Origin of the sequence: Clostridium sp. AM46-21 (assembly GCF_003480025.1) — a bacterium.
Classification (GTDB): Bacteria; Bacillota; Clostridia; order Lachnospirales; family Lachnospiraceae; genus Coprococcus; species Coprococcus ammoniilyticus.
In genome coordinates this window covers 29,529-52,546 of record NZ_QUIB01000009.1, presented here as the reverse complement: position 1 = coordinate 52,546, position 23,018 = coordinate 29,529, and the positions used below count along the sequence as shown (strand labels likewise).

18 protein-coding genes and 2 pseudogenes are annotated in these 23,018 nt (G+C 41.6%); 19 read left to right on the top strand and 1 reads right to left on the bottom strand.

The genetic code is table 11. The features are described from left to right. Positions 1-4 precede the first annotated feature (4 nt). The 18 genes and pseudogenes from DW959_RS07705 (at position 5) to DW959_RS07620 (ending at position 21,411) form a co-directional block, all read left to right on the top strand. Complete coding sequence (locus DW959_RS07705; protein ID WP_008402902.1) at positions 5-571, top strand: AAA family ATPase; 567 nt, start codon at positions 5-7, stop codon at positions 569-571. Positions 572-658: 87 nt separating this feature from the next. Continuing rightward, positions 659-1,897 (top strand): DUF1015 family protein, encoded by a 1,239-nt coding sequence (locus DW959_RS07700; protein WP_117821897.1) that lies wholly within the window; start codon positions 659-661, stop codon positions 1,895-1,897. Positions 1,898-1,997: 100 nt separating this feature from the next. Continuing rightward, the gene (locus DW959_RS07695) at positions 1,998-3,911 is read left to right on the top strand and encodes an alpha amylase C-terminal domain-containing protein (RefSeq protein WP_117821896.1); all 1,914 of its coding nucleotides are present in this window, start codon (positions 1,998-2,000) and stop codon (positions 3,909-3,911) included. 4 nt (positions 3,912-3,915) lie between these two features. Beyond that, positions 3,916-4,851: a mechanosensitive ion channel family protein gene (locus DW959_RS07690; RefSeq protein ID WP_117821895.1), complete on the top strand. Its 936-nt coding sequence runs from the start codon at positions 3,916-3,918 to the stop codon at positions 4,849-4,851. A gap of 93 nt (positions 4,852-4,944) precedes the next feature. Continuing rightward, the gene (locus DW959_RS07685) at positions 4,945-6,054 is read left to right on the top strand and encodes a GTP-binding protein (protein ID WP_118615822.1); all 1,110 of its coding nucleotides are present in this window, start codon (positions 4,945-4,947) and stop codon (positions 6,052-6,054) included. Positions 6,055-6,063: 9 nt separating this feature from the next. Next, entirely contained in the window at positions 6,064-7,026 is a 963-nt protein-coding gene (locus tag DW959_RS07680) for a GTP-binding protein (protein ID WP_021944410.1), read from the top strand. A gap of 151 nt (positions 7,027-7,177) precedes the next feature. Then, the gene (locus tag DW959_RS07675) at positions 7,178-8,761 is read left to right on the top strand and encodes a YifB family Mg chelatase-like AAA ATPase (RefSeq protein WP_117821893.1); all 1,584 of its coding nucleotides are present in this window, start codon (positions 7,178-7,180) and stop codon (positions 8,759-8,761) included. Beyond that, on the top strand, positions 8,751-9,851 hold the full coding sequence (dprA, locus tag DW959_RS07670; protein WP_117785416.1) for a DNA-processing protein DprA: 1,101 nt from the start codon (positions 8,751-8,753) through the stop codon (positions 9,849-9,851). The genes DW959_RS07675 and dprA overlap by 11 nt, the downstream gene beginning before the upstream one ends. 113 nt (positions 9,852-9,964) lie before the next feature. After that, positions 9,965-12,045 (top strand): annotated as a pseudogene (gene topA, locus DW959_RS07665) (type I DNA topoisomerase). 176 nt (positions 12,046-12,221) lie between these two features. Next, complete coding sequence (gene codY, locus DW959_RS07660) at positions 12,222-12,986, top strand: GTP-sensing pleiotropic transcriptional regulator CodY (protein WP_021944414.1); 765 nt, start codon at positions 12,222-12,224, stop codon at positions 12,984-12,986. A 24-nt stretch (positions 12,987-13,010) separates the two neighbouring features. Continuing rightward, complete coding sequence (locus DW959_RS07655; RefSeq protein ID WP_117785415.1) at positions 13,011-14,123, top strand: hypothetical protein; 1,113 nt, start codon at positions 13,011-13,013, stop codon at positions 14,121-14,123. A 94-nt stretch (positions 14,124-14,217) separates the two neighbouring features. Then, positions 14,218-14,700 carry a hypothetical protein gene (locus tag DW959_RS07650; RefSeq protein ID WP_118615820.1) on the top strand — a complete coding sequence of 161 codons (483 nt, stop codon included), beginning with the start codon at positions 14,218-14,220 and terminating at the stop codon, positions 14,698-14,700. 295 nt (positions 14,701-14,995) lie between these two features. Continuing rightward, positions 14,996-15,732 (top strand): annotated as a pseudogene (gene rpsB, locus DW959_RS07645) (30S ribosomal protein S2). 41 nt (positions 15,733-15,773) lie between these two features. Continuing rightward, positions 15,774-16,844, top strand: coding sequence for a translation elongation factor Ts (tsf, locus tag DW959_RS07640; RefSeq protein WP_021944418.1), 1,071 nt, complete (start codon positions 15,774-15,776; stop codon positions 16,842-16,844). A gap of 105 nt (positions 16,845-16,949) precedes the next feature. After that, a complete protein-coding gene (locus DW959_RS07635) occupies positions 16,950-17,933 on the top strand; it encodes an alpha/beta hydrolase (RefSeq protein WP_226800986.1) in 984 nt (327 codons plus the stop codon). 220 nt (positions 17,934-18,153) lie between these two features. Then, positions 18,154-19,542 (top strand): condensation domain-containing protein, encoded by a 1,389-nt coding sequence (locus DW959_RS07630; RefSeq protein WP_330584279.1) that lies wholly within the window; start codon positions 18,154-18,156, stop codon positions 19,540-19,542. Positions 19,543-19,569: 27 nt separating this feature from the next. Continuing rightward, positions 19,570-19,812, top strand: coding sequence for a phosphopantetheine-binding protein (locus DW959_RS07625; RefSeq protein WP_008402883.1), 243 nt, complete (start codon positions 19,570-19,572; stop codon positions 19,810-19,812). Between the two features lie 54 nt (positions 19,813-19,866). Next, entirely contained in the window at positions 19,867-21,411 is a 1,545-nt protein-coding gene (locus DW959_RS07620; RefSeq protein ID WP_117821890.1) for an AMP-binding protein, read from the top strand. Here the strand turns inward: DW959_RS07620 and DW959_RS07615 are convergent. Beyond that, entirely contained in the window at positions 21,408-21,986 is a 579-nt protein-coding gene (locus DW959_RS07615) for a TetR/AcrR family transcriptional regulator (RefSeq protein WP_021944421.1), read from the bottom strand. The two genes, DW959_RS07620 and DW959_RS07615, sit on opposite strands and share 4 nt — an antisense overlap. Before the next feature lie 175 nt (positions 21,987-22,161). On the opposite strand from DW959_RS07615, the gene DW959_RS07610 reads away from it, so the two are divergent. Next, positions 22,162-22,980 (top strand): HAD family hydrolase, encoded by an 819-nt coding sequence (locus DW959_RS07610; RefSeq protein WP_173783376.1) that lies wholly within the window; start codon positions 22,162-22,164, stop codon positions 22,978-22,980. Positions 22,981-23,018 lie beyond the last annotated feature (38 nt).

Below are 23,018 nucleotides of genomic sequence, written 5' to 3'. Positions count from 1 at the left end.
ACACATGAAGAAATTAATTTTAGTTACATCACCACCAGCCTGTGGAAAGACATTTATTTCCAAACAGGTGGCAAAGGCACTGCCAAATTGTGTATATCTGGATAAGGATACATTAATTGTTCTTTCAAAGCAGATCTTTGTAGTGGCTGGTGAGGAATATAACCGTTCATCCGATTTCTTCCAGAAAAATATCCGCGACTACGAATATTATTGTGTACTGGATCTTGCATTTGAAGCACTGGAATACAATGATACAGTTCTTATAAATGCACCATTCACAGATGAGATCAGAGATGACGAATATCTTGACAATCTCCGTGCAAAGCTTGCAGAAAAAGGTGCAGAGCTCTTTGTGATCTGGGTAAATACCAGAAAAGATGTCTGCCACGAAAGAATGATCAAGCGTGCATCAGACAGAGATACCTGGAAATTGGAGCACTGGGATGAATATATCAACAGTCAGAACTTCAATCCGCCAACAAATATCAAAGAGCTCTTTATATTTGAGAATTCTTCCGATGAAGAATTTAAGGCATCTATAGAAAAGGTTGTTAAGGCAATCAGAGGTTGATAGTGATTTTGAGTATTGCAACAGGAATCAGCAATGTTTTCTGTTGCAATATTTATATAGACAAACAGAGATCAGGAGGAACAGAACATGGCAGCAATCAGATGCTTTAAAGCATTCAGACCAAGACCGGATATCTGCGACAGAGTGGCAGCATTACCATATGATGTGTATAGCAGAAAAGAAGCCTGTGAAGAAGTACGTCGGGAACCGATGTCATTTTTAAAGGTAGATCGTGCAGAGACATCATTTGATGACAGTGTGGATACCTATGCACCGGAAGTGTATAAGAAGGCAGGAGATCTTCTGCATGAGATGATGGAGGATGGTACTTATATTGAGGAAGAAAAGCCGGTATACTACATATATGAATTGATCATGGATGGACGTCATCAGACAGGTCTGGTTGCCTGTGCTTCGATTGATGACTATGTGAATGGTGTGATCAAGAAACACGAGAATACCAGAGAAGACAAAGAACAGGATCGTATCCGCCATGTAGAAGCCTGTGGTGCGCAGACCGGACCAATCTTCCTTGCCTATCGTTCGATTGATATTGTAAATCAGATCATTGACCGGGTAAAGACAGGAGAAAAGTTATATGGCTTTACTTCACCGGATGGTATCATACATAATGTATGGATCATTGATGAAGCAGATGATATTCAGATAATTCAGGAAGCATTTGCAGGTATCAACGAGATTTACATAGCAGACGGACATCATCGTTCTGCTTCTGCTGTAAAAGCAGGCCTCCATATGAGAGAACAGCATCCGGATTATACCGGAGAGGAAGAATTTAATTATTTTCTGTCCGTTCTGTTTCCGCATGATCAGTTGATGATCCTTCCATATAACCGTGTTGTAAATGATCTGAATGGTATGACTGATGATGAATTTTTAAAGAAACTGGAAGACAAATTTGAAGTAAAAGCATGTGATGCGGCTGTTTCACCGGAGAAGAAAGGTAGCTTTGGCATGTATATGGATGGCAGATGGTATCAGTTAACGGTAAAGGACGGAGTTGTTCCGGAGGATGTTGTCGGCTGTCTGGATGTATCTGTGCTTCAGGAAAATGTTCTGGCACCGATGCTTGGCATTGGAGATCCGAGAACGGACAAACGGATCCAGTTTGTCGGTGGTATCCGTGGACTTTCCGAGCTGGAACGACTGGTGGATGGAGGAAAGAAGGTAGCATTTTCCATGTATCCGACTTCCATTACAGAATTATTTGATATTGCGGATGCAGGCAAATTGATGCCGCCGAAGTCTACATGGTTTGAACCAAAGCTTCGAAGCGGAATCTTTATCCACAAGATAAACGAATAAAGATGAACAGTCATATGCAAATGAGAAAATTGAACAGGGAAACGGTGCAGTTATTTCGTATTTTGCATATAGAAAAGAATACACATGAGGAGAATGGGTTATGACAAAGAACACAGAGATTTTCGTTCTGAATCAGGATGAGGTTATGGCGATCACGGGGGCGAGACATGGCAATCCACATCACATACTTGGTATGCATGCCTGTCTGGCTGATGTATATGTAAATGCATTTCTGCCGGATGCAGCAGAAGTTTATGTAGTGGATGAAAAGGATCAGACAGAATATCCGATGCATGTAGAATACGCCGATGGATTTTTTACAGTAAAGATTGAGAACCGGCAGCCATTTGCATATCTGCTAAAGATTGTCCGAAAGGTATGGGATGCAGACGGAGAAGAAGCAGATGAAGTCAGTCTGATAAAGGATGCATACAGCTTTTACTATTCTGCGGATCTTGAAAAAGTAATGCAGGTGGTAAATGGAGAAGATGACGTGGAATCAGGCTTCCGGATCAAAGAATTGTTTGGAGCCAGAAAGCTGAACTTTGATGGCACAGAAGGAGTGGCATTCTGTATTCAGGTTCCGGGCTGCGTCAGAGCCAGCGTGGTCGGAGATTTCAATAACTGGGACGGCAGAGTGAACCAGATGCGGAAGATTGAGTATACCGATCTGTTTGAACTGTTTATACCATATGACATTAACCAGACCAGATATAAATTTGAAGTATTATATGAAAATGGAGAAACCGATATTTTCTCCGATCCATATGCAACAGCATTTGAACCGGTTCCGGGCAATGCGTCCTTATTTACAGAGCTGACATATGACTGGATGGATGCGGCATATATGACAGACCGAAAAAAGAAGAATATCAGCATGGAACCTGTGAATATCTATGAGGTACATATGCAGACATTTAAGACCGACAAAGATGGAGAACGGCTTTCCTATCAGTCATTTGCAAAAGAAGTCGCAGCTTATGTAAAGAGCATGAAGTATAATTACATCGAGCTTATGCCAATCATGGAATATTCCGGTGAGGATACATGGGGATATGATACGACGGGTATCTATGCACCAACGTCCAGATTTGGTTCTCCAACTGATTTTATGGCAATGGTTGATTATCTGCATGCAAAAGGTATTGGTGTGATCCTTGATATGGTGCCTGTGATGGATATTGACTGTATGACTTACTGGTTGGAAGCGTATCATCTGGATGGCATCCGTCTGGATAATAAAGAGCTGATCCGTTCCTTCCGAAAGGTGACCGGAGACAGATATGCGGATGTTATGGTGGATCTTACATGGAACACAACGGGCGTTTCAAAGCTTACAGAGTATATGAAGACTGCGCCGGATCGCAGAGAGAACTTTGTAGACTATGTATCTTCTGTAACCGGATTTATATCCGAGTATCAGGAGGTAAGTGCATTATCACATGATCAAGTGGCATATGGTCAGGGAAGCTTTATAGAGAAGATGCCGGGTGGCTATGAAGACAAATATGCAGATCTTCGTATATTTTATGGCTTGAATATGTTCCTTCCTGGTAAAAAACTGATGTTTATGGGACAGGAGATTGGAATGTTTGGCGGTTTTGATGGCTATCATGTTATTGATTGGAGCGTTCTGGAGTTTGAAGCAAATAAATATCTTCAGAAGTATGTAAAGGATCTGAATGCTTTATATCTTGCAGAACCGGCATTTTATGAAGCAGACAAACTTCCATTTATATTTGCAGGAGAGCAGGAGCCACATACTGTATGCTTCACAAGAACAGACAGTAAGGGTTCTGTCTGTTATGTAGCTGCGAACTTTGGAACTTCAGATCAGAAGAGCCATGTATTACAGACCGGAGCTCCGGGAACTTATAAAGAGATCTTCTCCAGTGATGCGGCAAAGTATGGTGGAGAAGGTAATAACAATAAACAGCAGAAGGTGACGAAGGACGGTGATATCGAGATTGTTCTCCCGGCACTTTCAATCACAGTATTTAAGAAGGTGAAATAATTAAGTGATAGGTATAGCATTGACGGAGAGGCTGGCAGATACTACAGAGTCAGCATCAGAAACGGCATCGGAGATCGTACAGGATGCTGAACAAAAAGCTGGATTGCTCAGACAGTATATGACAGATCTGCTGGATTGGTGCATGTCAAAGGTTGGAAGCCTGGTAGTGGCGGTTATCTTTATGGTGATCGGATTTCGGGTTGTGAAATGGATCATCAAGCTGATAAAGAGAACCTTTGACCGTTCCAATATGGATGTCAGTGTCGTAGGATTTTTACTGTCTGCCATCCGTATTCTGATGAATTTTATAATATTGATAACAGCGGCATCCATTGTCGGTTTTCAGGTTACTTCATTTGTCACATTGCTTGGAACGGCGGGTGTGACGATCGGTCTTGCGTTGCAGGGCAGCCTGTCCAATCTTGCCGGTGGTGTGCTGATCCTGATATTGAAACCATTTCATGTAGGTGACTATATTATCGAGAATAATACCAAATGTGAAGGCGAGGTTGTATCGATCGATATATTCTATACAAAGCTTAAGACGATCGATAATCGTTCCGTAGTCATACCAAATGGAAGCATATCGAATACATCACTGGTGAATGTTACTTTACATGATAAGAGGCGGGCAGAGATCAAGCTCGGTGTCGGTTACGATGAAGATCTGGATAAGGTAAAGCGTGTGGTACTGGATGCGGTAAAGACAGTTCCGGGATATCTGGAGGATGAAGTCGTGGATTTCTTCATTGATGAATTCGCAGATAGTAGCATTGTGGTCAGTGTTCGGTTCTATGCGAAGATCGACCAGTACTGGGATGCACTCTGGTCGGCAAGATGGAATATCAAGAAAGCATTTGATGAAAATGGAATCGTTATCCCATACAATAAACTGGATGTCAACCTCGATTCTTGCAAAAAAACAGATAATCGAGTATAATAATCGGTTGTGATATGAAAACTAGATAATTGTGTGATGAGTTTACTATCACACAATTATCCGTACATTTAATAGATTAGGAGTGATTTAGAAATGACAAAGATTGATATTATTTCCGGTTTCTTAGGTGCCGGAAAAACAACTCTGATCAAGAAGCTGATCGAAGAAGGTTTTAAGGGCGAGAAGCTTGTGCTGATTGAGAATGAATTTGGCGAGATCGGTATTGATGGCGGATTCTTAAAGGATGCCGGTGTACAGATCACTGAGATGAATTCCGGTTGTATCTGCTGCTCCTTAGTTGGAGATTTTGGTACGGCTTTAAAGAAGGTTATTACAGAATATGCACCGGACAGAATCATCATCGAGCCATCCGGTGTTGGTAAGCTTTCAGATGTTATCAAGGCTGTAAAGGATGTTGCAGAAGAAGTTGAAGTACAGCTTGACAGCTATACAACAGTTGCAGATGTATCCAAATGCAAGATTTACATGAAGAACTTTGGTGAATTCTTCAATAATCAGATCGAAAGTGCAAATACGATCGTACTGAGCAGAACACAGACAGCTTCCCAGGATAAGATCGAAAAGGCAGTTGCCATGATCCGTGAGCACAATGCAGATGCTACGATCATCACGACTCCATGGGATGATATTGACGGTTCTAAGATCAAAGAAGCTATGCAGAATCATAAAACCGTTAAGGACGCTTTATTTGAGGATGAAGATGAGCATGAGCATCACCACCTTCATCACGGCCATGACGATGAATGTGGCTGTGGCGATCATGACCACGATCATGAACATCATCATCACGACCATGACGACGAATGTGGCTGTCATGATCACGATCATGAACATCATCATCATGACCATGATGACGAATGTAGTTGTGGCTGTCATGATCACGATCATCACCATCACCACCATGCAGATGAGGTATTTACAAGCTGGGGTAAGGAAACTCCACATAAGTTTAATGAAGATAAGTTAAAAGAGACTCTGGATGAGCTTGCTAACACAGAGGAATATGGTATTATCCTTCGTGCAAAGGGTATCGTTCCAAGTGATGGTACAGACTGGTTATACTTTGATCTTGTACCGGGTGAGTATGAGATCCGTAAGGGAAATCCGGATATCACAGGTAAGTTATGTGTGATCGGAAGCAAACTGGCAGAAGACAAGCTTGCAGAGCTGTTTGAGGTATAGGAGAAAATGATGGCAAGACAACAGGAAACAGAGATTCCGGTTTATGTATTTATGGGCTTCCTTGACAGTGGTAAAACTACATTTGTGAAGGAGACATTATTAGACCGGGAATTCACCGGAGGCGCCAAGACACTGCTTCTTGTATGCGAAGACGGTGAAGAAGAGTACGATGAGAAAGACCTGAAAAAGAAAAATATTTTTCTGGAATTCATAGAAGAAGATCAGTTGAACACAGAGCATCTGTTAGATCTGCAGGACAAATATCAGCCGGAGCAGGTTATGATCGAATACAATGGTATGTGGAAGCTGGACAAGATCTTTGATATCCGTGTGCCGAAGGGATGGACCGTTGTCCAGGTATTATCCTTTGTAAATGCTGAGACATATGATGTATATCAGCAGAATATGAAAGCAACAATGATGGATCAGGTTAACAGTGCGGATATGGTTGTATTTAACCGTTGTGATGAGAAGTCCAAGCGCGCAGAATGGCGCAGAGGAATCAAAGCAGTCAACCGACGGGCACAGATCATCTTTGAGATGAAGGATGGTTCGATTGCACCGGATGAGAATGACGAAGAAGATCTGCCATACGATGTAAAGGCTGACGTGATCGAGCTGAACGATGAGGATTTCGGTATCTGGTATGTGGATGCCTCCGATCAGCCGGATCGTTATGTCGGTAAGAAGATTCATTTCCGTGGCATGGTATTCAAGCCGAAACAGTATGGTAAGAATGCATTTGTACCGGGACGTTTTGCGATGACCTGCTGTGTAGAGGATATTACATTTGTAGGCTTCAAATGCTATTACGATGGCTCTAAGAATCTGATTGACAGACAGTGGGTAGATGTAACAGCAACTATCAAGAAAGAATATTATCCTGATTTTGAGGGAGATGGTCCGGTTCTCTATGCAGAGAAGGTTGTGCTGACCGGTCCGCCGGAAGAAGAGGTTGTATACTTCAGTTAATATAAAAATGCATTTGACTTTTTGTATGGATACAGGTAGTATAAATGCAGGCGTATAAAAAGCTGCCAGGTGGCAGCTTTTTGTTTTCGCTGATTCTGTTCAGGCATGCTCCATGGAGAGACGGCAGAAATGTCGAAAGGAGCAGATACAGATGTACAGTAAAGTAACAAGTGGAGGAGTCCTTGGAGTAGAGGGACTTCTGATTCAGGTGGAAACAGATATCAATGACGGACTGCCAATGTTTCATATGGTAGGCTTTTTGTCTGCATGCGTAAAGGAAGCCGGAGAGCGGGTGAGAACAGCGCTCAAAAACTCTGGATTTCAGATACCACCGAAAAAGATCACGATCAATTTATCACCGGCAGATATCCGGAAGGAAGGAACTGCCTACGATCTTCCCATTGCCATAGGAATTATGGTATCTATGGGGCTTATTCCAAACGATAAAATAGAAAATACCTTGATTATGGGTGAACTGGGGCTGGATGGCAGGATCAATGCTGTATCAGGAATACTCCCGGTTGTTCATCATGCAGTAAAACAAGGAATCACACGCTGTCTTGTTCCGGCGGAAAATGCAGAGGAGGCGGCACTGATCCAAAATATAGAAGTGATCCCGCTCCGGACGTTGTCAGAAGCGGAATCTTATCTGAATGAAAAAGCGGTGATCGAGCCTGCATTTGTAGATGTGGAGGATCTGCTCGACCAGGGGGATATGGGGGAACTGGGAGATTTTGCAGATATTAAAGGGCAGGAAATATTGAAGCGCGGAATGGAGATCGCAGCAGCCGGAATGCACAATATTCTGATGACAGGAGCAGCAGGTTCAGGAAAGTCCATGATTGCAAAATGCCTGCCAACGATCCTTCCACGTCTGACATTTGAGGAGAGTATTGATATTACCAAGATATACAGTGTGGCAGGTCTGCTGAAAAAAGGACAGGCGATGATAACAAAGCGTCCGTTCCGGGCACCGCATCATACCGTATCTGCCATTGCTCTGACCGGTGGCGGAGCAATACCGAAGCCGGGAGAGATCAGTCTCAGTCATAATGGGGTGTTGTTTCTGGATGAGCTTCCGGAATTTGGCAGAAATGTTCTTGAAGTAATGCGGCAGCCGTTAGAAGATCGGGAAGTAACGATCGCAAGGATCCAGGGTAAATATATATATCCGGCAGGATTTATGCTGGTTGCGGCACGAAATCCCTGTCCCTGCGGCATGTATCCGGATCTGAATAAATGTACCTGTACCTGTAGGCAGATCCGACAATACAATGCAAGGCTTAGCAGACCGCTACTCGATCGTATTGATATCAACGTAAATGTCCGCAGGATTGACTGTTCTGACCTGTTAGAGGATAAACGGGCAGAAACTTCGGCTGAGATCCGGGAAAGGGTGCTTGCGGCGCAGAACATACAGAAGGAGCGTTACCGTTCAGAGTCGATAAATTTTAATTCCCAACTGGATGGAAAGAGAACAAAGCAATATATTTCCCTGGGAAGGGCAGAGCAGGAGCTGGTGCGGGAAGCGTTTGAACATACAGAACTTTCTGCCAGAGGCTATAACCGGGTACTTAAGATCGCAAGGACGATCGCTGATCTGGCAGGAAGTATCGGGATCCATGAGGAACATTTAAAAGAGGCATTGTTTTTCCGGTATCAGAATCTTACAGAAGAGGCAGAGGGAAATATGCAGTACAAAGGAATGAAAGGGGGGGACAGATATGGAGTATGATCTTATAAGGCTGTGGCTGGGGATGATATCGGATATGGGGAATGCAGCACTTGGCAGGATCCTTGATTATTTTGGAGGACCTGAAGAACTGTGGAATGTTCCAGAACATGTGCTTCGGGAAACGTTGACAGAAAAACAGAGTGAACGGATCCTGTGCACACGGGATGAAAAGAAAATAATCGTCTATAAAAACAGACTAAAGGAGCGGAATATTACATATATATATCCAGGACATCCTTATTTCCCGGAAGTCCTGCGGGAAATTCCGGATTGTCCGTTTCTGCTGTATGCAAAGGGGTGTGTGGAGACGCTTAAAACAGACAGAACCGGTATAGCGATCGTAGGTGCAAGAAAGGCCTCCGCATATGGGAAAGAGATGGCGGAGCAGTTTGCTTCTGTGCTTGCAGGATATCGGACTGGTATTATCAGCGGACTTGCAGCAGGAATCGACGGCGCCGCCCAGCGTGCGGCAATCAATGTAGAAAATGGATTTACAGTTGCAGTACTAGGTTGTGGGATCAATATCTGTTATCCGAAGGAAAATTACAATTTGTTTGAACGGATTGGGCATCAGGGTGTGATCCTGTCAGAATATGGGTTGGATATAGAGCCTGCGGCATGGAGATTTCCACTTAGGAACCGGATCATCAGTGGACTTGCAAAAGGGGTGCTGGTTGTAGAAGCACAGAAGAAAAGCGGATCTCTGATCACCGCCGATCAGGCGCTGGAACAGGGGCGTGAGGTGTATGCAGTTCCGGGACGGATTGGAGACAGAAACAGTGAGGGCTGCAATCATCTGATCCGGCAGGGGGCTATGCTTGTGACGGATCCTGAGGATATTGTGGAGGATTTAAAACTTGAACGGAGGATCCTTGCAGCAGGGAAAGCAGAATTTCGCGAGGACAGCCGGCTTACCGCTCTGGAACAGAAGATATGTGCCTGTATGGGGCGGGAAGTGCTGCATATAGAGGAAATCTGTGCCCGCGTGGATCAGCCTCCTGCAAGAATCCTGACAGCGTTATTTGATATGGAAAGAAAAGGAATAATTCGGCAGCCGGTACGGTATTATTTTGCTGTTACACAGGGATGAAAACAGAATCCGGGGCATTTTTTCAGAAAATTGTAATAAAATATTCACTTGCATGGCAGGAAAAAATGGTGTATAGTTTGTGTCGTTTAAACGAACAGGAAAGGAAAGAGTACATGGCTAAATATCTTGTTATTGTAGAGTCTCCGGCGAAAGCCAAGACGATTAAAAAGTTTTTGGGCAGTAATTATGAAGTGATTGCGTCGAATGGTCATGTGCGTGATCTGCCTAAAAGCCAGATGGGCATTGATGTTGATAATGATTTTGAACCGAAATATATAACGATCAGAGGAAAAGGAGATATACTTGCACAGCTTCGAAAAGAAGTAAAGAAAGCTGACAAAGTGTACCTCGCAACTGACCCCGACCGTGAGGGAGAAGCAATCTCCTATCATTTATCAAAAGCACTGAAACTGGATGATAAGAAGTACAAGCGAATTACCTTCAATGAAATTACGAAAAATGCAGTAAAGAATTCAATTAAGCAGGCACGCGATATCGATATGGCACTTGTGGATGCACAGCAAGCGAGACGTGTATTGGACAGACTGGTTGGTTATAAGATCAGTCCGCTTCTCTGGGCAAAGATTAAGAGAGGTTTAAGTGCCGGACGTGTACAGTCTGTAGCATTAAAGCTGATCTGTGACAGAGAAAAAGAGATCAATGAATTTATTCCAAAGGAATACTGGACACTTTCTGCTATGCTGGCACCGGAAAAGGCCAAGAAAAGCATTGAATTCAAATACATGGGAAATGGGAGCGATAAGGAAGAAATATCTTCCAGAGCGGAACTGGATCATATCATAGAAACAATCGGAAAGCAGTCTTTTCAGATCGCATCGATCAAGGACAGTGAGCGTCATAAGAAAGCGCCACTTCCATTTACAACCAGTACGTTGCAGCAGGAAGCTTCCTCCAAGCTGAACTTTGCGACATCCAAAACGATGCGTATCGCACAACAGTTATATGAAGGTGTGGAGATCAAGGGCAGAGGTTCCATCGGTCTGATCTCTTATCTGAGAACGGATTCTACCAGAATATCGGATGAAGCGGCAGCAGCAGCTAAGGATTATATCATAAAGAATTTTGGAGAAGATTATACAGCGGGAATACCTCGGGCAGACAAACCGGGTAAGAAGATCCAGGACGCGCATGAAGCAATCCGTCCGACGGATATCACACTGTCACCGGCAGCTATCAAGGATCAGTTAAGCAGAGAACAGTTCCGTCTGTATCAGCTGATCTATAACCGCTTCCTTGCAAGCCAGATGGCAGAGGCAGTATACAGCATTAAGACCGTAAAGGCAGAAGTAGCAGGCTATCGGTTCCAGACCTCAGTATCAAAGATTGCATTTGCAGGATTTACAACGGTTTATAATGTGGACAACGAGAAGAGTGAGCATATTGCGGGAATTAAGGATCTGAATGAAGGGGATCTGTTAAAATTAGAAGATTTTGACGAGAAGCAGCATTTTACACAGCCGCCGGCAAGATATACAGAAGCACTTCTGGTAAGAACCTTAGAGGAGCTTGGCATTGGAAGACCAAGTACTTATGCACCGACGATCTCAACAATATTGAATCGTCGTTATATCACAAAAGAGAATAAGAAATTATACGTAACAGAACTGGGAGAAGCGTGAATCAGATTATGGAACAGGCATTTCCGGTTATTATCGACGTGAATTTTACAGCGAATCTGGAGTCCCTTCTCGATAAGATCGGTGAGGGTGCTATCGAATGGAAAGTTGTAGTAAGAAACTTCTATCCAGATCTCGATGCGGCGGTTAAGAAAGCCGAGAGTGAGTTGCAGTCCATTAAGATTGAGGATGAAGTAACGGATGAGGTGTGTGACGAGTGCGGACGCAATATGGTCGTAAAGTATGGTCCACACGGTAAATTCCTTGCATGTCCGGGCTTCCCTGACTGTAAATTTACGAAGCCGTTCTTTGAAAAGACAGGAGTTCCTTGTCCAAAGTGTGGAGGTGACATAGTAATAAAGAAGACCAGAAAGGGCAGAAGATACTATGGATGTATCAATGCTCCTGAATGTGATTTTATGTCATGGGCGAAACCATCAAGGGAAAAATGTCCGGTATGTGGCAGTTATATGGTTGAAAAGGGTAATAAGTTACTTTGTTCAGCAGAAAACTGTGGATATTCCAGAGATAATACCGAAAAGGAAAAACAGGCATAAGTGATCGGATGAAGTTGTCCGGCCTGCCATATAAAAAAAGTTGTTTTTAAATATTAAATCTCTCGTTTGACAGGAAAGGCTATTGTTATCTCATGACCATTGTGATAGAATGTCAAATAGTGTAGATTTTTTATGCAAAAACAACTTTTTTGTATTTTACATACGGAGGAACAGAAATGAGTGTTCAATTATTAGATAAAACACGAAAAATCAACAAATTATTGCACAATAACAACTCGCATAAGGTTGTTTTTAATGATATTTGTGATGTTTTGAGTGATATTTTAAAATCAAATGTACTGGTTATCAGTAAAAAAGGTAAGGTTCTGGGAATTAAGAACCGTGAAGATATACCTGAGATCCATGAACTGATCGAGGATAAGGTCGGTCTGCTGATCGACAGTATGCTGAATGAGAGACTTCTCCTTGTATTGTCAACAAAGGAAAATGTAAATCTGACTACGCTCGGATTTGACAGTGATAACATAGAGAAATATCAGGGACTTCTACTTCCAATTGATATAGCAGGAGAACGGCTTGGAACGTTATTTCTGTATAAGCTGGATGCACAGTATGATATTGATGATATTATTCTCGGGGAATACGGAACGACGGTTGTAGGACTTGAGATGATGCGGGCTTTAAATGAAGAAAATGCAGAAGAAGATCGTAAGATCGCAATCGTGCGTTCGGCAATCAGTACTTTATCATTTTCAGAATTACAGGCGATCAAGCACATTTTTTCGGAACTGGATGGAAATGAGGGAATCCTTGTTGCAAGTAAGGTTGCAGACCGGGTCGGAATTACCCGTTCCGTAATCGTGAATGCACTTCGAAAGTTTGAGAGTGCGGGTGTTATAGAAGCAAGATCCTCAGGCATGAAGGGAACTTATATTAAGGTTCTGAATGATGTTGTATTTGACGAATTAAAAGCCGTATAAAATTTTGCAAAGGAGAGTAAAGAAATGATATTACCAATCATAACATTATTAGTTGGCGTAGCAGTTGTAGGTGTAAGCTTTTTTATTCTGGATAGTCATGATTTTAAAGAGGAAGATGAGATATATAATGAAAGCTCAGAAGAATTAAAACGAAAGATTACGGAATTATGTGATTCTCTTCTTGAGCAGAGCAAGACATCGTTAGATGAATACAGCGAAGATGTCCGCAAGAAGACAGAAAAGGAACTGAAGGAACAGATTGAAAAATGGGCATCCAAGTTGTCTGAAAAGGCAAAGAAGGAGATGATCGATTATATCAATCAGAGCCTTGCAGAAGCCTATGAAGAATATAATCCGGATGCAGAGAAAAAACCGGAAGCGGTTACTTATGAAGAACTTCTTGAAATGGAAGTAAAGGAAACCGAAGAAGAGATCGCAAAAGAAAAAGAACAACAGGCTGAAGAAGCTGTTTCGGAAGAGAAGCAGACAGAAGAAGCTCCCAAAGAAAATGAGCAGACAGAAGAAATCGAAGAAGAGCCGGATGAGAATTCTCTCGGAGCATTAGAGGCAAGTGAGACGGAGACAGTTATTTCCGGTGATGCAGTTGCAAATGGTGATATAACCGAAACTGTACCGGAACAGGATGTTGAAGAGAACACGGCAGAAGATGATGCGGAGGAACCAAAGGAAGAAGTAGAGGAAGCTGTTGCAGAAGAAGCTGTTGCTGAGGAAGCCGAGAAAGAAGCGGCAGAAGAAAAATCCAATGTTGTTGCCTTTAAGAAAGCAGAAGAGCCTGCTGTTGAGTCAGAAGCAACCGAAATTACAGAAGAAACAACAGTCGCAGAAGCAACCGGTACTGAGCCTGTACAGAAGACAGAACAGCCGGCGGGAGGCAACCGTTCCAGAAAGAAGAATCGCAAGAAGAACAGAACAAACAGAAATCAGAATCGTGCACAGGAGGCAAAGAAAGAAGCTCCTGCACCGGAAGAAATCTGGGATGATGAGAAAAATATCGATGAAGAAGTGGCAGAGCTTTACAAGCAGGGATTTGGAATTATGGAGATCGCGAACCAGCTTGGAATCGGTGTTGGTGAAACCAAGGTGATCATTAAAAATATTGAGAATCAGAAGCAGTAAATTGAAATTGTTTTATACGATAGGAGAAACGGCAGTATGAAGAAAAATATTTTTCAGAGGATTAGGCTTTGGACTTATCATTGGTGCGCTCGTTATGATGGTTGGAATTAAGTCCGGAAGCTTTGCAGATACAAAGAAGAATGATCCGTCAAAAGGAGATGCGGTAGAAGTTGTTGCATCAGAAGAAACTACTGAATCAGCGAAAACGACAGAGACTGCAACGGAAACGACAAAAGAGGATGCAGCTAAGGCAACGACGGAAGTGACGACAGAAGCTACAACAGAGGCGACGACAGAAGCAACTACGGAGGCTACGACAGAGACAACTACGGAGGCTACGACAGAGACAACTACAGAAGAAAAGAAAAAGGGTGGTTCGATTACGATCAAGCCGGGTATGTATGCAGAGGCAATCTCTCAGGCATTATATGATATCGGAATGGTAGACAGTGTACAGGATTTCTATGATTACCTTGTAAGCTCCGGTAATTCCATGAAACTGATGTGTGGAACTTTCACATTCAAGGGTGATGAAACCTACGATGAGATGATCACCATTATGAGAGATGGACGATAGTTATAGCATGAATTAAAACAAAATATGAGATAATGAGCATTGCGCTGGAATGTGCTCGCACATACCAGCATAATGCGAAAAAGACATGGAACTGTTAAGTGACATGAGATTATAAAAAGAAAGTGCTTGCATGCACTTTCTTTTTGTGTTATTATCAATTTCGTGTGTGGGCTTGTATATAGCAGGCTCATAAAAATAATATACATGCTGGTTGATTCCTGAAGTGGTGCCTATAGCTCGGGTGACTCGGTGAAAGAGAGATCAGCAGAAGAATATAACCATGGAGGTAGAAAAAATGAGCGTTATTTCAATGAAACAGTTATTAGAAGCAGGTGTACATTTCGGACACCAGACAAGAAGATGGAACCCTAAGATGAAGCCATACATCTACACAGAGCGTAATGGTATCTACATCATCGACCTTCAGAAGTCAGTAGGAATGGTTGACGATGCTTACAATGCAATCGGTGACTGCGTAGCAAATGGTGGAAAGATTCTTTTCGTTGGTACAAAGAAGCAGGCTCAGGACTCAATCAAGAGTGAAGCAGAGCGTTGCGGTATGTACTATGTAAACGAGAGATGGTTAGGTGGTATGCTTACAAACTTCAGCACAATCCAGACAAGAATCGCTACTCTTAAGAAGTACGAAGCTATGGAAGCTGACGGAACATTTGATGTTCTTCCTAAGAAGGAAGTTATCCAGATCAAGAAGGAGATGGAGAAGCTTCAGAAGAACCTTGGCGGTATCAAGGAAATGAAGGAAATTCCTGACATGATCTTCGTTGTAGATCCTAAGAAGGAAAGAATCTGTATCCAGGAAGCTCATTCACTTGGAATCAAGCTTGTAGGTATTGCTGATACGAACTGTGATCCGGAAGAATTAGATTATGTTATTCCTGGTAACGATGATGCTATCAGAGCTGTAAAGCTATTGTTTCAAAGATGGCAGATGCAGTTATCGAAGCTCAGCAGGGTGCTGATGCAACAGATGCTGAAGAAGTTGCAGATGAGGATGCAGCAGTAGAAGAGTAATATTTTAGAATATAAATACTAGAATTTTGGAGGTTATTACGATGGCTATTACAGCAAGCATGGTAAAAGAGTTAAGAGAACTCACAGGTGCTGGTATGATGGATTGTAAGAAAGCACTTACAGAGACAAACGGCGATATGGATGCCGCTGTGGAAGTACTCAAAAAGAGTGGTGCAGCTAAGGCTGAGAAGAAAGCAGCAAGAATTGCAGCAGAAGGTATCGCTAAGGTTGCAATTGATGGTAATACAGCAGTAGTTGTTGAAGTTAACTCAGAGACAGACTTCGTTGCAAAGAATGCAATTTTCCAGGAATTTGTACAGGCAGTTGCAGATAAGGCACTTACAGTAGATACAGAAAAGGCTGGAGATGGCGAAGACGTTGTTTCAATCCTTGATATGAAGGCTGATCTTGATGATAAGATTCTCAAGATTGGTGAGAAAATCTCCATCAGAAGATTTGAGAAGGTTACAGCAGATGTTGTTGCTTCTTATATCCATGGTGGCGGAAGAATCGGTGTTCTTGTAGCCGGTAACGGTGCTTCAGATGATGCAGCTAAGGAAGCACTTACAAACATTGCAATGCAGATCGCAGCTATGAACCCACAGTACATCTCAAGAGACGAGATTTCAGCAGATGAGCTTGCTAAGATGAAAGAGATCACAATTGACAGTGCATTAAATGATCCGTTCTCACTTCCAAAGCCGGTTCTTTCCAAGTTGATCGAGAAGGCTGTAGCCAGTGTATGGAGCGCAGAAGATGTAGCTATCTACGAAGAGAAGAAGTCAAATATGAACTTCTTACCTAACTTCCTTTCAAAGGAAGCTAAGGCTCAGTTAGCAGAGATCGCTTGTGCTGATAAGGAAGAGATCTCAGGCAACAAGATCTTCTCAGGACTTGTTGAAGGACGTATCTCCAAGCAGATGAAGGAAATCTGTCTTCTTGATCAGGTATATGTTAAGGCTGAAGATGGCAAGCAGACAGTTGCAGCATACCTGAAGTCTGTAAATCCTGCTCTTAAGATCGCTAAGTTCGTTCGTTTCGAAGTTGGTGAAGGTATGGAGAAGAAGAATGAAGACTTCGCAGCAGAAGTTGCTAAGCAGATGAATGTATAATTTTATTTGTTGAATGATAATAAAGTATTTCAAGCCCTTGAAAACATTATGTTTTCAAGGGCTGTTTTACAAATACGCGAAAAAGAAGCGGAGAAGATAACGATTATGAATGATACAGGGAATAAGCAGAAAATATTAAGATTACTGGAAATAACAGCCGGTGCATTTGGTCTGTTTGTTGCATTTGGTTGGTCTTTCTTTGATATGCTTGTTCGTTGCAAAGGGAAAAAACGACAGAAAAAAAAGAAATGGTTTCAACTGTCTCATATAAAGAAAAATCATCCAAGAGACAAATATGAAAAAGAATATGAAGAAGGAAAACTGTGGTGTGCTGAACAGCAGATGAAGGATTGCTTTATCAGAAGCAGAGATGGACTGTATCTGCATGCTTATTATCTTCCGACAAAAGAAGCGAAACGTTTTGTTTTGTTAAGTCATGGATATAAAGGTAGCGGCTTTGGCGATTTTGCATATACAGCACGTTTCCTTCATGAGAATGCGTGTAATTTATTGTTTATTGATCAGAGATGCTGCGGTTTGAGCGAGGGTGAATATATTACATTTGGTGCAAAAGAGCAATGGGATGTACAGCAATGGAGTTATTATATTGCTGCAAGAAACAGAGAGAAGCTCCCAATCTATCTTTATGGAGAATCCATGGGAGCTGCGGCAGTGCTTATGGCTTCCGGACATAAACTGCCGGAAGAAGTGAAAGGCTTGATTGCAGATTGTGGATTTTGCTCGATGAAACGGCAGCTTCAGGATATCGCAGCTAACTGGTTTCATTTGGGTTGGGTAGAGCTGCTTTTGTTCCGTGTAGATCTGTTTTGCAGGATGTTTGGAAGATTTCGTATGAGTGATGCTGACACGATAGATGCAATGAAGAAAAATAAACGTCCGGTTTTGTTTTTTCATGGGGAAGCAGATACCTATGTAGTTCCGGAGAATTCTGTATATAATTATGCATTATGCAGTGCTCCCAAAGAACTGGTCATTATACCGGAAGCACGGCATCTATGCGCGCCATATGCAGCTCCAGAGCTTTATCGACAAAAGCTGCTTGATTTTTTTGAAAAATATGATAATTAAAATAGAATCATCAGAAGTAACAGGATCCCTCTTAAGCAGATAAGGTAAATGCCGAATCTGTTTAAGGGGGATTTTTATATTGGGATAATTCTGATCCATAGATTACTTTTAAAGTTTCGGTCAATTTCATGTAAAGTGTTTGTTAAGTTGTACAAGGGGTGGAATTCAAAAATGAAATGTGATAAGTTCACAAAAGAATAAAGAATACAGGAGGTTATCCATGATGATGAAACAGTATCCCTTAACAGCAGCACAAAAAATGCATGATGACTGGATAAAAAAATATAAAACACAGCAGGTGTCCGGTGTCAGTGTTGTGGCATCTTTAAAAGCAGAACTGGATTTCGGACTTTTAAAAAAATGTATTCAGTTGGAATATGAGAGATATGGATGTATGCGTATTCGTTTTACGAAACGTGATAAAAATGGTGATGTGAAGCAATATCTTACTGAAAAAGAAACCCGTGATATTCCTTTAAAAGACTTATCAGGAATGCATATGGAAGAAGCAGACTATCTAATGCAGCAGTGGGCATATGAGACATTTGACGGAGATGATATTCCGCTTTGCGATGTAGTGATGGTTAAACTGCCAGATGGATATAATGGTTTCTTCATCCATATGGATCATAGATTGATTGATTCCTGTGGACTGGTTGTGATGATCAATGACCTGATGCAGTTATATACGCATTATAAATTCAATACACCATATCCGCAGAAGTTAGCTGATTTTGAGGAAGTGCTGGTTAAAGATCTGAATCGTGCAAATAATGAAAAACGTTTTGCCAAAGATAAAAAGTTCTGGGATGATCAGCTGGATGCATGGGGGGAACCCCTTTATTCTGATATCCAGGGTTTAGATGTACTGGAAGCATCAAGAAAGTTACATAGGAATAAAACACTCAGGGCTGCCGATATAGAATTAGATCAGTTGTTTGTGGCAGTAAAGGATTATCAACTGGAGCCGGAGCCAACGAAAAATCTGATAGATTTTTGTATGAACCATCAGCTTTCAATGACAAATCTGTTGTTGCTTGGTATTCGTACATATCTGTCAAAGATGAATCATGGACAGGAAGATATTACGATAGAAAACTTCATTTCAAGACGGTCTACTCATGATGAATGGACCTCCGGTGGTAGTCGGACTATTATGTTTCCATGTAGAACTGTGATTTCGGCAGATACTGATTTCCTGTCGGCAGCATATGAGATCCAGAATATGCAGAATCGGATCTATATGCACAGTAACTATGATCCGGCGTTGATCAGAGAGGAGATGCAGAAACGATATCATACACCGAAGAATACAGCCTATGAAAGCTGTTACCTTACTTATCAGCCGATGCCGGTAAAATTGGATAATCCTCATCTGGTACAAATTCCACAGCATGCAAAATGGTTTGCAAATGGTGCAGCTACAAAGAAAATGTATCTGACAGTATCTCATACAGATAATGGAGGTATGAATTTTTCATATCATTACCAGACCGCACATTTGGCAGAACATGATATGGAATTGTTATATTACTATATGATGCGGATATTGTTTAAAGGAATCGCGGAACCTGATATGAGTATCGGAGAAATCATGGAACAGGTATAAAATAAAACATATAAAGGAGAAATTATTATGACACAGGAAATGCAATTTAAGAAAATCATAGCACAGTATTGTGATGTTAAGCCGGAGGAGATGACAAACGATATGAAGTTCAGAGAAGATCTGGGCTTTAGTTCGCTTGATTTTATGTCTTTCTTGGGAGAAATCGAAGACACATTTGACATTGAACTGGAGGAAGACGATGCACTGCATGTATTCACAATTGTAGAAGCACTTGATCTGTTAGAGCGATTACAGCAGGAAACTGTATAATCAGAGAATATAAGTATATGATCGCAGTAAGTATGTGCGGAGGTATAATAAGATATGTTGATTCGTGATATTTTGGAAGAAAGCGAAAAAAAGTTTTCAGAAATAAAGGCAGTGCAATGGTTGAAGAAAAAGGAAATCTGTGATAGAAGCTACCGGGAGCTGATGGAGAATGCCAAGTCTGTCAGAAAAGGATTGTGTGAGGAAAGCTTTCAGGGAAAGCATATAGCATTGATCGGTAGTAGTTCTGTGGAATGGATAGAAGCTTATCTGGGAATTATAACAGGTCAGGCAGTAGCCGTTCCTCTTGATGCAGGACTTCCGGTAGAGGATTTGATAGATCTTCTGAATCGTTCAGATGCGGAAGCACTCTTTTTAAGTCCTAAAATTCAGACCTTGTCGGAACGGATACTGGAGAAATGTCCAAAACTGAAAAAAATCTGGATATTACAGGAAGAAAAAATCGAAACAAATCAGAAAAAGGTTGCATCTGTAGCAGAATTAATGACGTCAGGTATAAACGGTACAGATGATTTTGCAGCACCGGATCCGGAAGATATTGCTACGATTATTTTCACCTCCGGAACTACAGGAAAGAGTAAAGGTGTTATGCTGACACAGAGAAATCTGGCAGAAAATGTAAAATCTGTTAATTATACTGCAGAGCCCGGAACCATAGTATTAAGTGTTTTACCGATTCATCATGCATTTTGCCTTGTTATGGATTGGCTCAAAGGTTTTTCCTTTGGAGCAACGGTATGTATTAATGATTCTCTGTTGCATATGGTAAAAAATATGGGCGTCTTTCATCCTGATATTATGCTGATGGTACCTTTGATGGTAGAAACAATCTACAAACGTCTTTCGGCAATGAACCCGTTGATCCCAAAGAAAATAGTTGCAGCCAAGGCATTTGGGGGAAAGCTGAAAACAATATTTACAGGTGGAGCACATCTGGATCCGTTTTATATTGAGAAATTTGCAGAATATGGTGTAAATATTTATGAGGGATATGGAATGTCGGAATGTTCGCCTGTTATCAGCAGCAATGTACCGGAAGATCATAAGACCGGTTCTATAGGACGACCGCTTTCCAATGTTGAGATTTCTTTTGAGGATGGCGAGATTCTGGTACGGGGCAGCAGCGTTATGAAGGGTTATTATCAGATGCCGGAAGAGACTGCAGAGACCTTAAAAGGTGGATGGCTGCATACGGGAGATAAAGGATATCTGGATAAAGACGGATTCTTATTTATCAATGGAAGAATAAAAAATCTGATCATTCTTTCAAACGGAGAAAATATATCACCGGAGGAAATAGAAAATAAACTTGCTCTTGGAAAACTGGTGGGAGAGGTGATTGTGACAGGAGAGAACAATGGCCTAATTGCAAGAATCTATCCGGATCAGGATGCTGTCTCGGCAAAACGGATGAACGAGGAAACAATCAGATCAGAGCTTCAGGCATTTATTGACAGTTATAATAATACGCAGCCGACCTATCGTCGGATTACGGGGTTGATTATTCGTAAATATCCATTTATCAAGAGTGCAACTAAGAAGATAAAAAGGCAGGAAGTTCTGATTGATGAAGCACTTTAAGACAGATAAGGAAGTATACCTGTGAGAAATGACTGTGTCAGTATCCCGGCAATGATTTCTTCGGAACTCTCAAAATTTTCTCTTGTCCATTTATGGAGAACACCCAAGGTACTGCCAATGCTGCATGCGATCATATAGGAGACCTCTTCCTTGGAGTGCATGGAAGGCGTTGTTTTCCGGGTGGCATCTGTTACATAACGATGGAACATAGTTAAAGCCTTTTCAAAGAATTCATCGCCTCTTGGACTCCGGAGAATATTTGCCAGAAACGGATTCGTTTTGGTATAATTACAAATTGTCAGAAAGAAAGATTTGCATATATCCTGATTGTTTTCAGGATGAAAGTCTTCCATGAGGGTGAAAATATCCTGGATAGTTTTATCTTCAACAGCAGTTATAAGAGCTGGAATATTTTCGTAGTGGTTATAGAATGTACTGCGAACAATTCCGGCTCTTTTTATGATGTCGGTCACGGTAATTTTTTCTATTCCTTTTTCTTTCAATACCAATAAAAATGCATCACAAATGGTATCTTCAATAAAGCAGTAGCGTTCATCGGATATTTCATGCAACATAGTGGTCTCCTTTCTGATGTGTATTTATTTTATCACAGTTTTTATACAACCGGGTAAAAATGTAATGAAAATAGCTCCTTTTTCTGTATTTATGTAAAAAAGTTTATAATATCTTTATTTCCCTTACGAAATATGGTAACATATGAAAGTAAATTCGAAAACAGAGGAAAAGCATATGAAGTACAGATGCGTGGTTTCAGATTTGGACAGAACGATTTTAAGACGGGATGGGATTTCCCATAGAACAAAGGAAGTTCTTGAAAAACTGGCAGACAGCCACGTTATTTTTATTCCGGCAAGTGGAAGATCTGTTTATTCCATTCCAGAATGCATCCGGGAGATTCGGGGTGTCCGGTATGCGATCACATCCAATGGGGCAGCAATCTATGATTTATCAGATGATCATTCAGTATATAATTTAAAATTACGACCGGAAGTACCGGAGCAGATATTTGATCTGGTTACGGATAAAGATGTATTCTTTGAATGTTTTATAGACGGTAGAGGATATACATCTGAGATATATTATGAGAATCCAATGAATTTTGGAGAGTCAGAGGATATCAGTGCTTATGTAAGAAGCACCAGAACGCCGGTGCCTGATATAAGGCAGTTTATTTTACAGCATAATACGGAGTTGGATTCGATCTCAATTGTAGGACCGACAGAGAAAAAATACCGTATCATGCATGAATTAACGCAAAATATCCATACTGTTTATGTAACATCCGGAGCGCCGCGATTGATTGAGATATCTGATCGTCATTCCGGCAAACATAATGGGTTAAAGGAAGTTTTACGATTCCTTGGAATATCAATGGAAGAAACAATTGCTTTCGGCGATGGAGATAATGACAGTGAGATGTTAGCAGAAGCCGGACTTGGAGTTGCGGTTTTAAATGCGACAGAGCGTTGCAAGGAAGCGGCGGATCTTGTGATCGGTGATTATCTGGATGACAGTGTAGCCGAATTTCTGGAAGAAACAGTGCGGTAACGGCACACAGAATTTTGATTATAAAGCATGGCATATAT

Coding starts and splice junctions, on each gene's coding strand:
- DW959_RS07705 (WP_008402902.1), top strand. CDS start 5: ATGAAGAAATTAATTTTAGTTACATCACCACCAGCCTGTGGAAAGACA.
- DW959_RS07700 (WP_117821897.1), top strand. CDS start 659: ATGGCAGCAATCAGATGCTTTAAAGCATTCAGACCAAGACCGGATATC.
- DW959_RS07695 (WP_117821896.1), top strand. CDS start 1,998: ATGACAAAGAACACAGAGATTTTCGTTCTGAATCAGGATGAGGTTATG.
- DW959_RS07685 (WP_118615822.1), top strand. CDS start 4,945: ATGACAAAGATTGATATTATTTCCGGTTTCTTAGGTGCCGGAAAAACA.
- DW959_RS07680 (WP_021944410.1), top strand. CDS start 6,064: ATGGCAAGACAACAGGAAACAGAGATTCCGGTTTATGTATTTATGGGC.
- DW959_RS07675 (WP_117821893.1), top strand. CDS start 7,178: ATGTACAGTAAAGTAACAAGTGGAGGAGTCCTTGGAGTAGAGGGACTT.
- dprA (WP_117785416.1), top strand. CDS start 8,751: ATGGAGTATGATCTTATAAGGCTGTGGCTGGGGATGATATCGGATATG.
- codY (WP_021944414.1), top strand. CDS start 12,222: ATGAGTGTTCAATTATTAGATAAAACACGAAAAATCAACAAATTATTG.
- DW959_RS07655 (WP_117785415.1), top strand. CDS start 13,011: ATGATATTACCAATCATAACATTATTAGTTGGCGTAGCAGTTGTAGGT.
- DW959_RS07650 (WP_118615820.1), top strand. CDS start 14,218: ATGATGGTTGGAATTAAGTCCGGAAGCTTTGCAGATACAAAGAAGAAT.
- tsf (WP_021944418.1), top strand. CDS start 15,774: ATGGCTATTACAGCAAGCATGGTAAAAGAGTTAAGAGAACTCACAGGT.
- DW959_RS07635 (WP_226800986.1), top strand. CDS start 16,950: ATGAATGATACAGGGAATAAGCAGAAAATATTAAGATTACTGGAAATA.
- DW959_RS07630 (WP_330584279.1), top strand. CDS start 18,154: ATGATGATGAAACAGTATCCCTTAACAGCAGCACAAAAAATGCATGAT.
- DW959_RS07625 (WP_008402883.1), top strand. CDS start 19,570: ATGACACAGGAAATGCAATTTAAGAAAATCATAGCACAGTATTGTGAT.
- DW959_RS07620 (WP_117821890.1), top strand. CDS start 19,867: ATGTTGATTCGTGATATTTTGGAAGAAAGCGAAAAAAAGTTTTCAGAA.
- DW959_RS07615 (WP_021944421.1), bottom strand. CDS start 21,986: ATGTTGCATGAAATATCCGATGAACGCTACTGCTTTATTGAAGATACC.
- DW959_RS07610 (WP_173783376.1), top strand. CDS start 22,162: ATGAAGTACAGATGCGTGGTTTCAGATTTGGACAGAACGATTTTAAGA.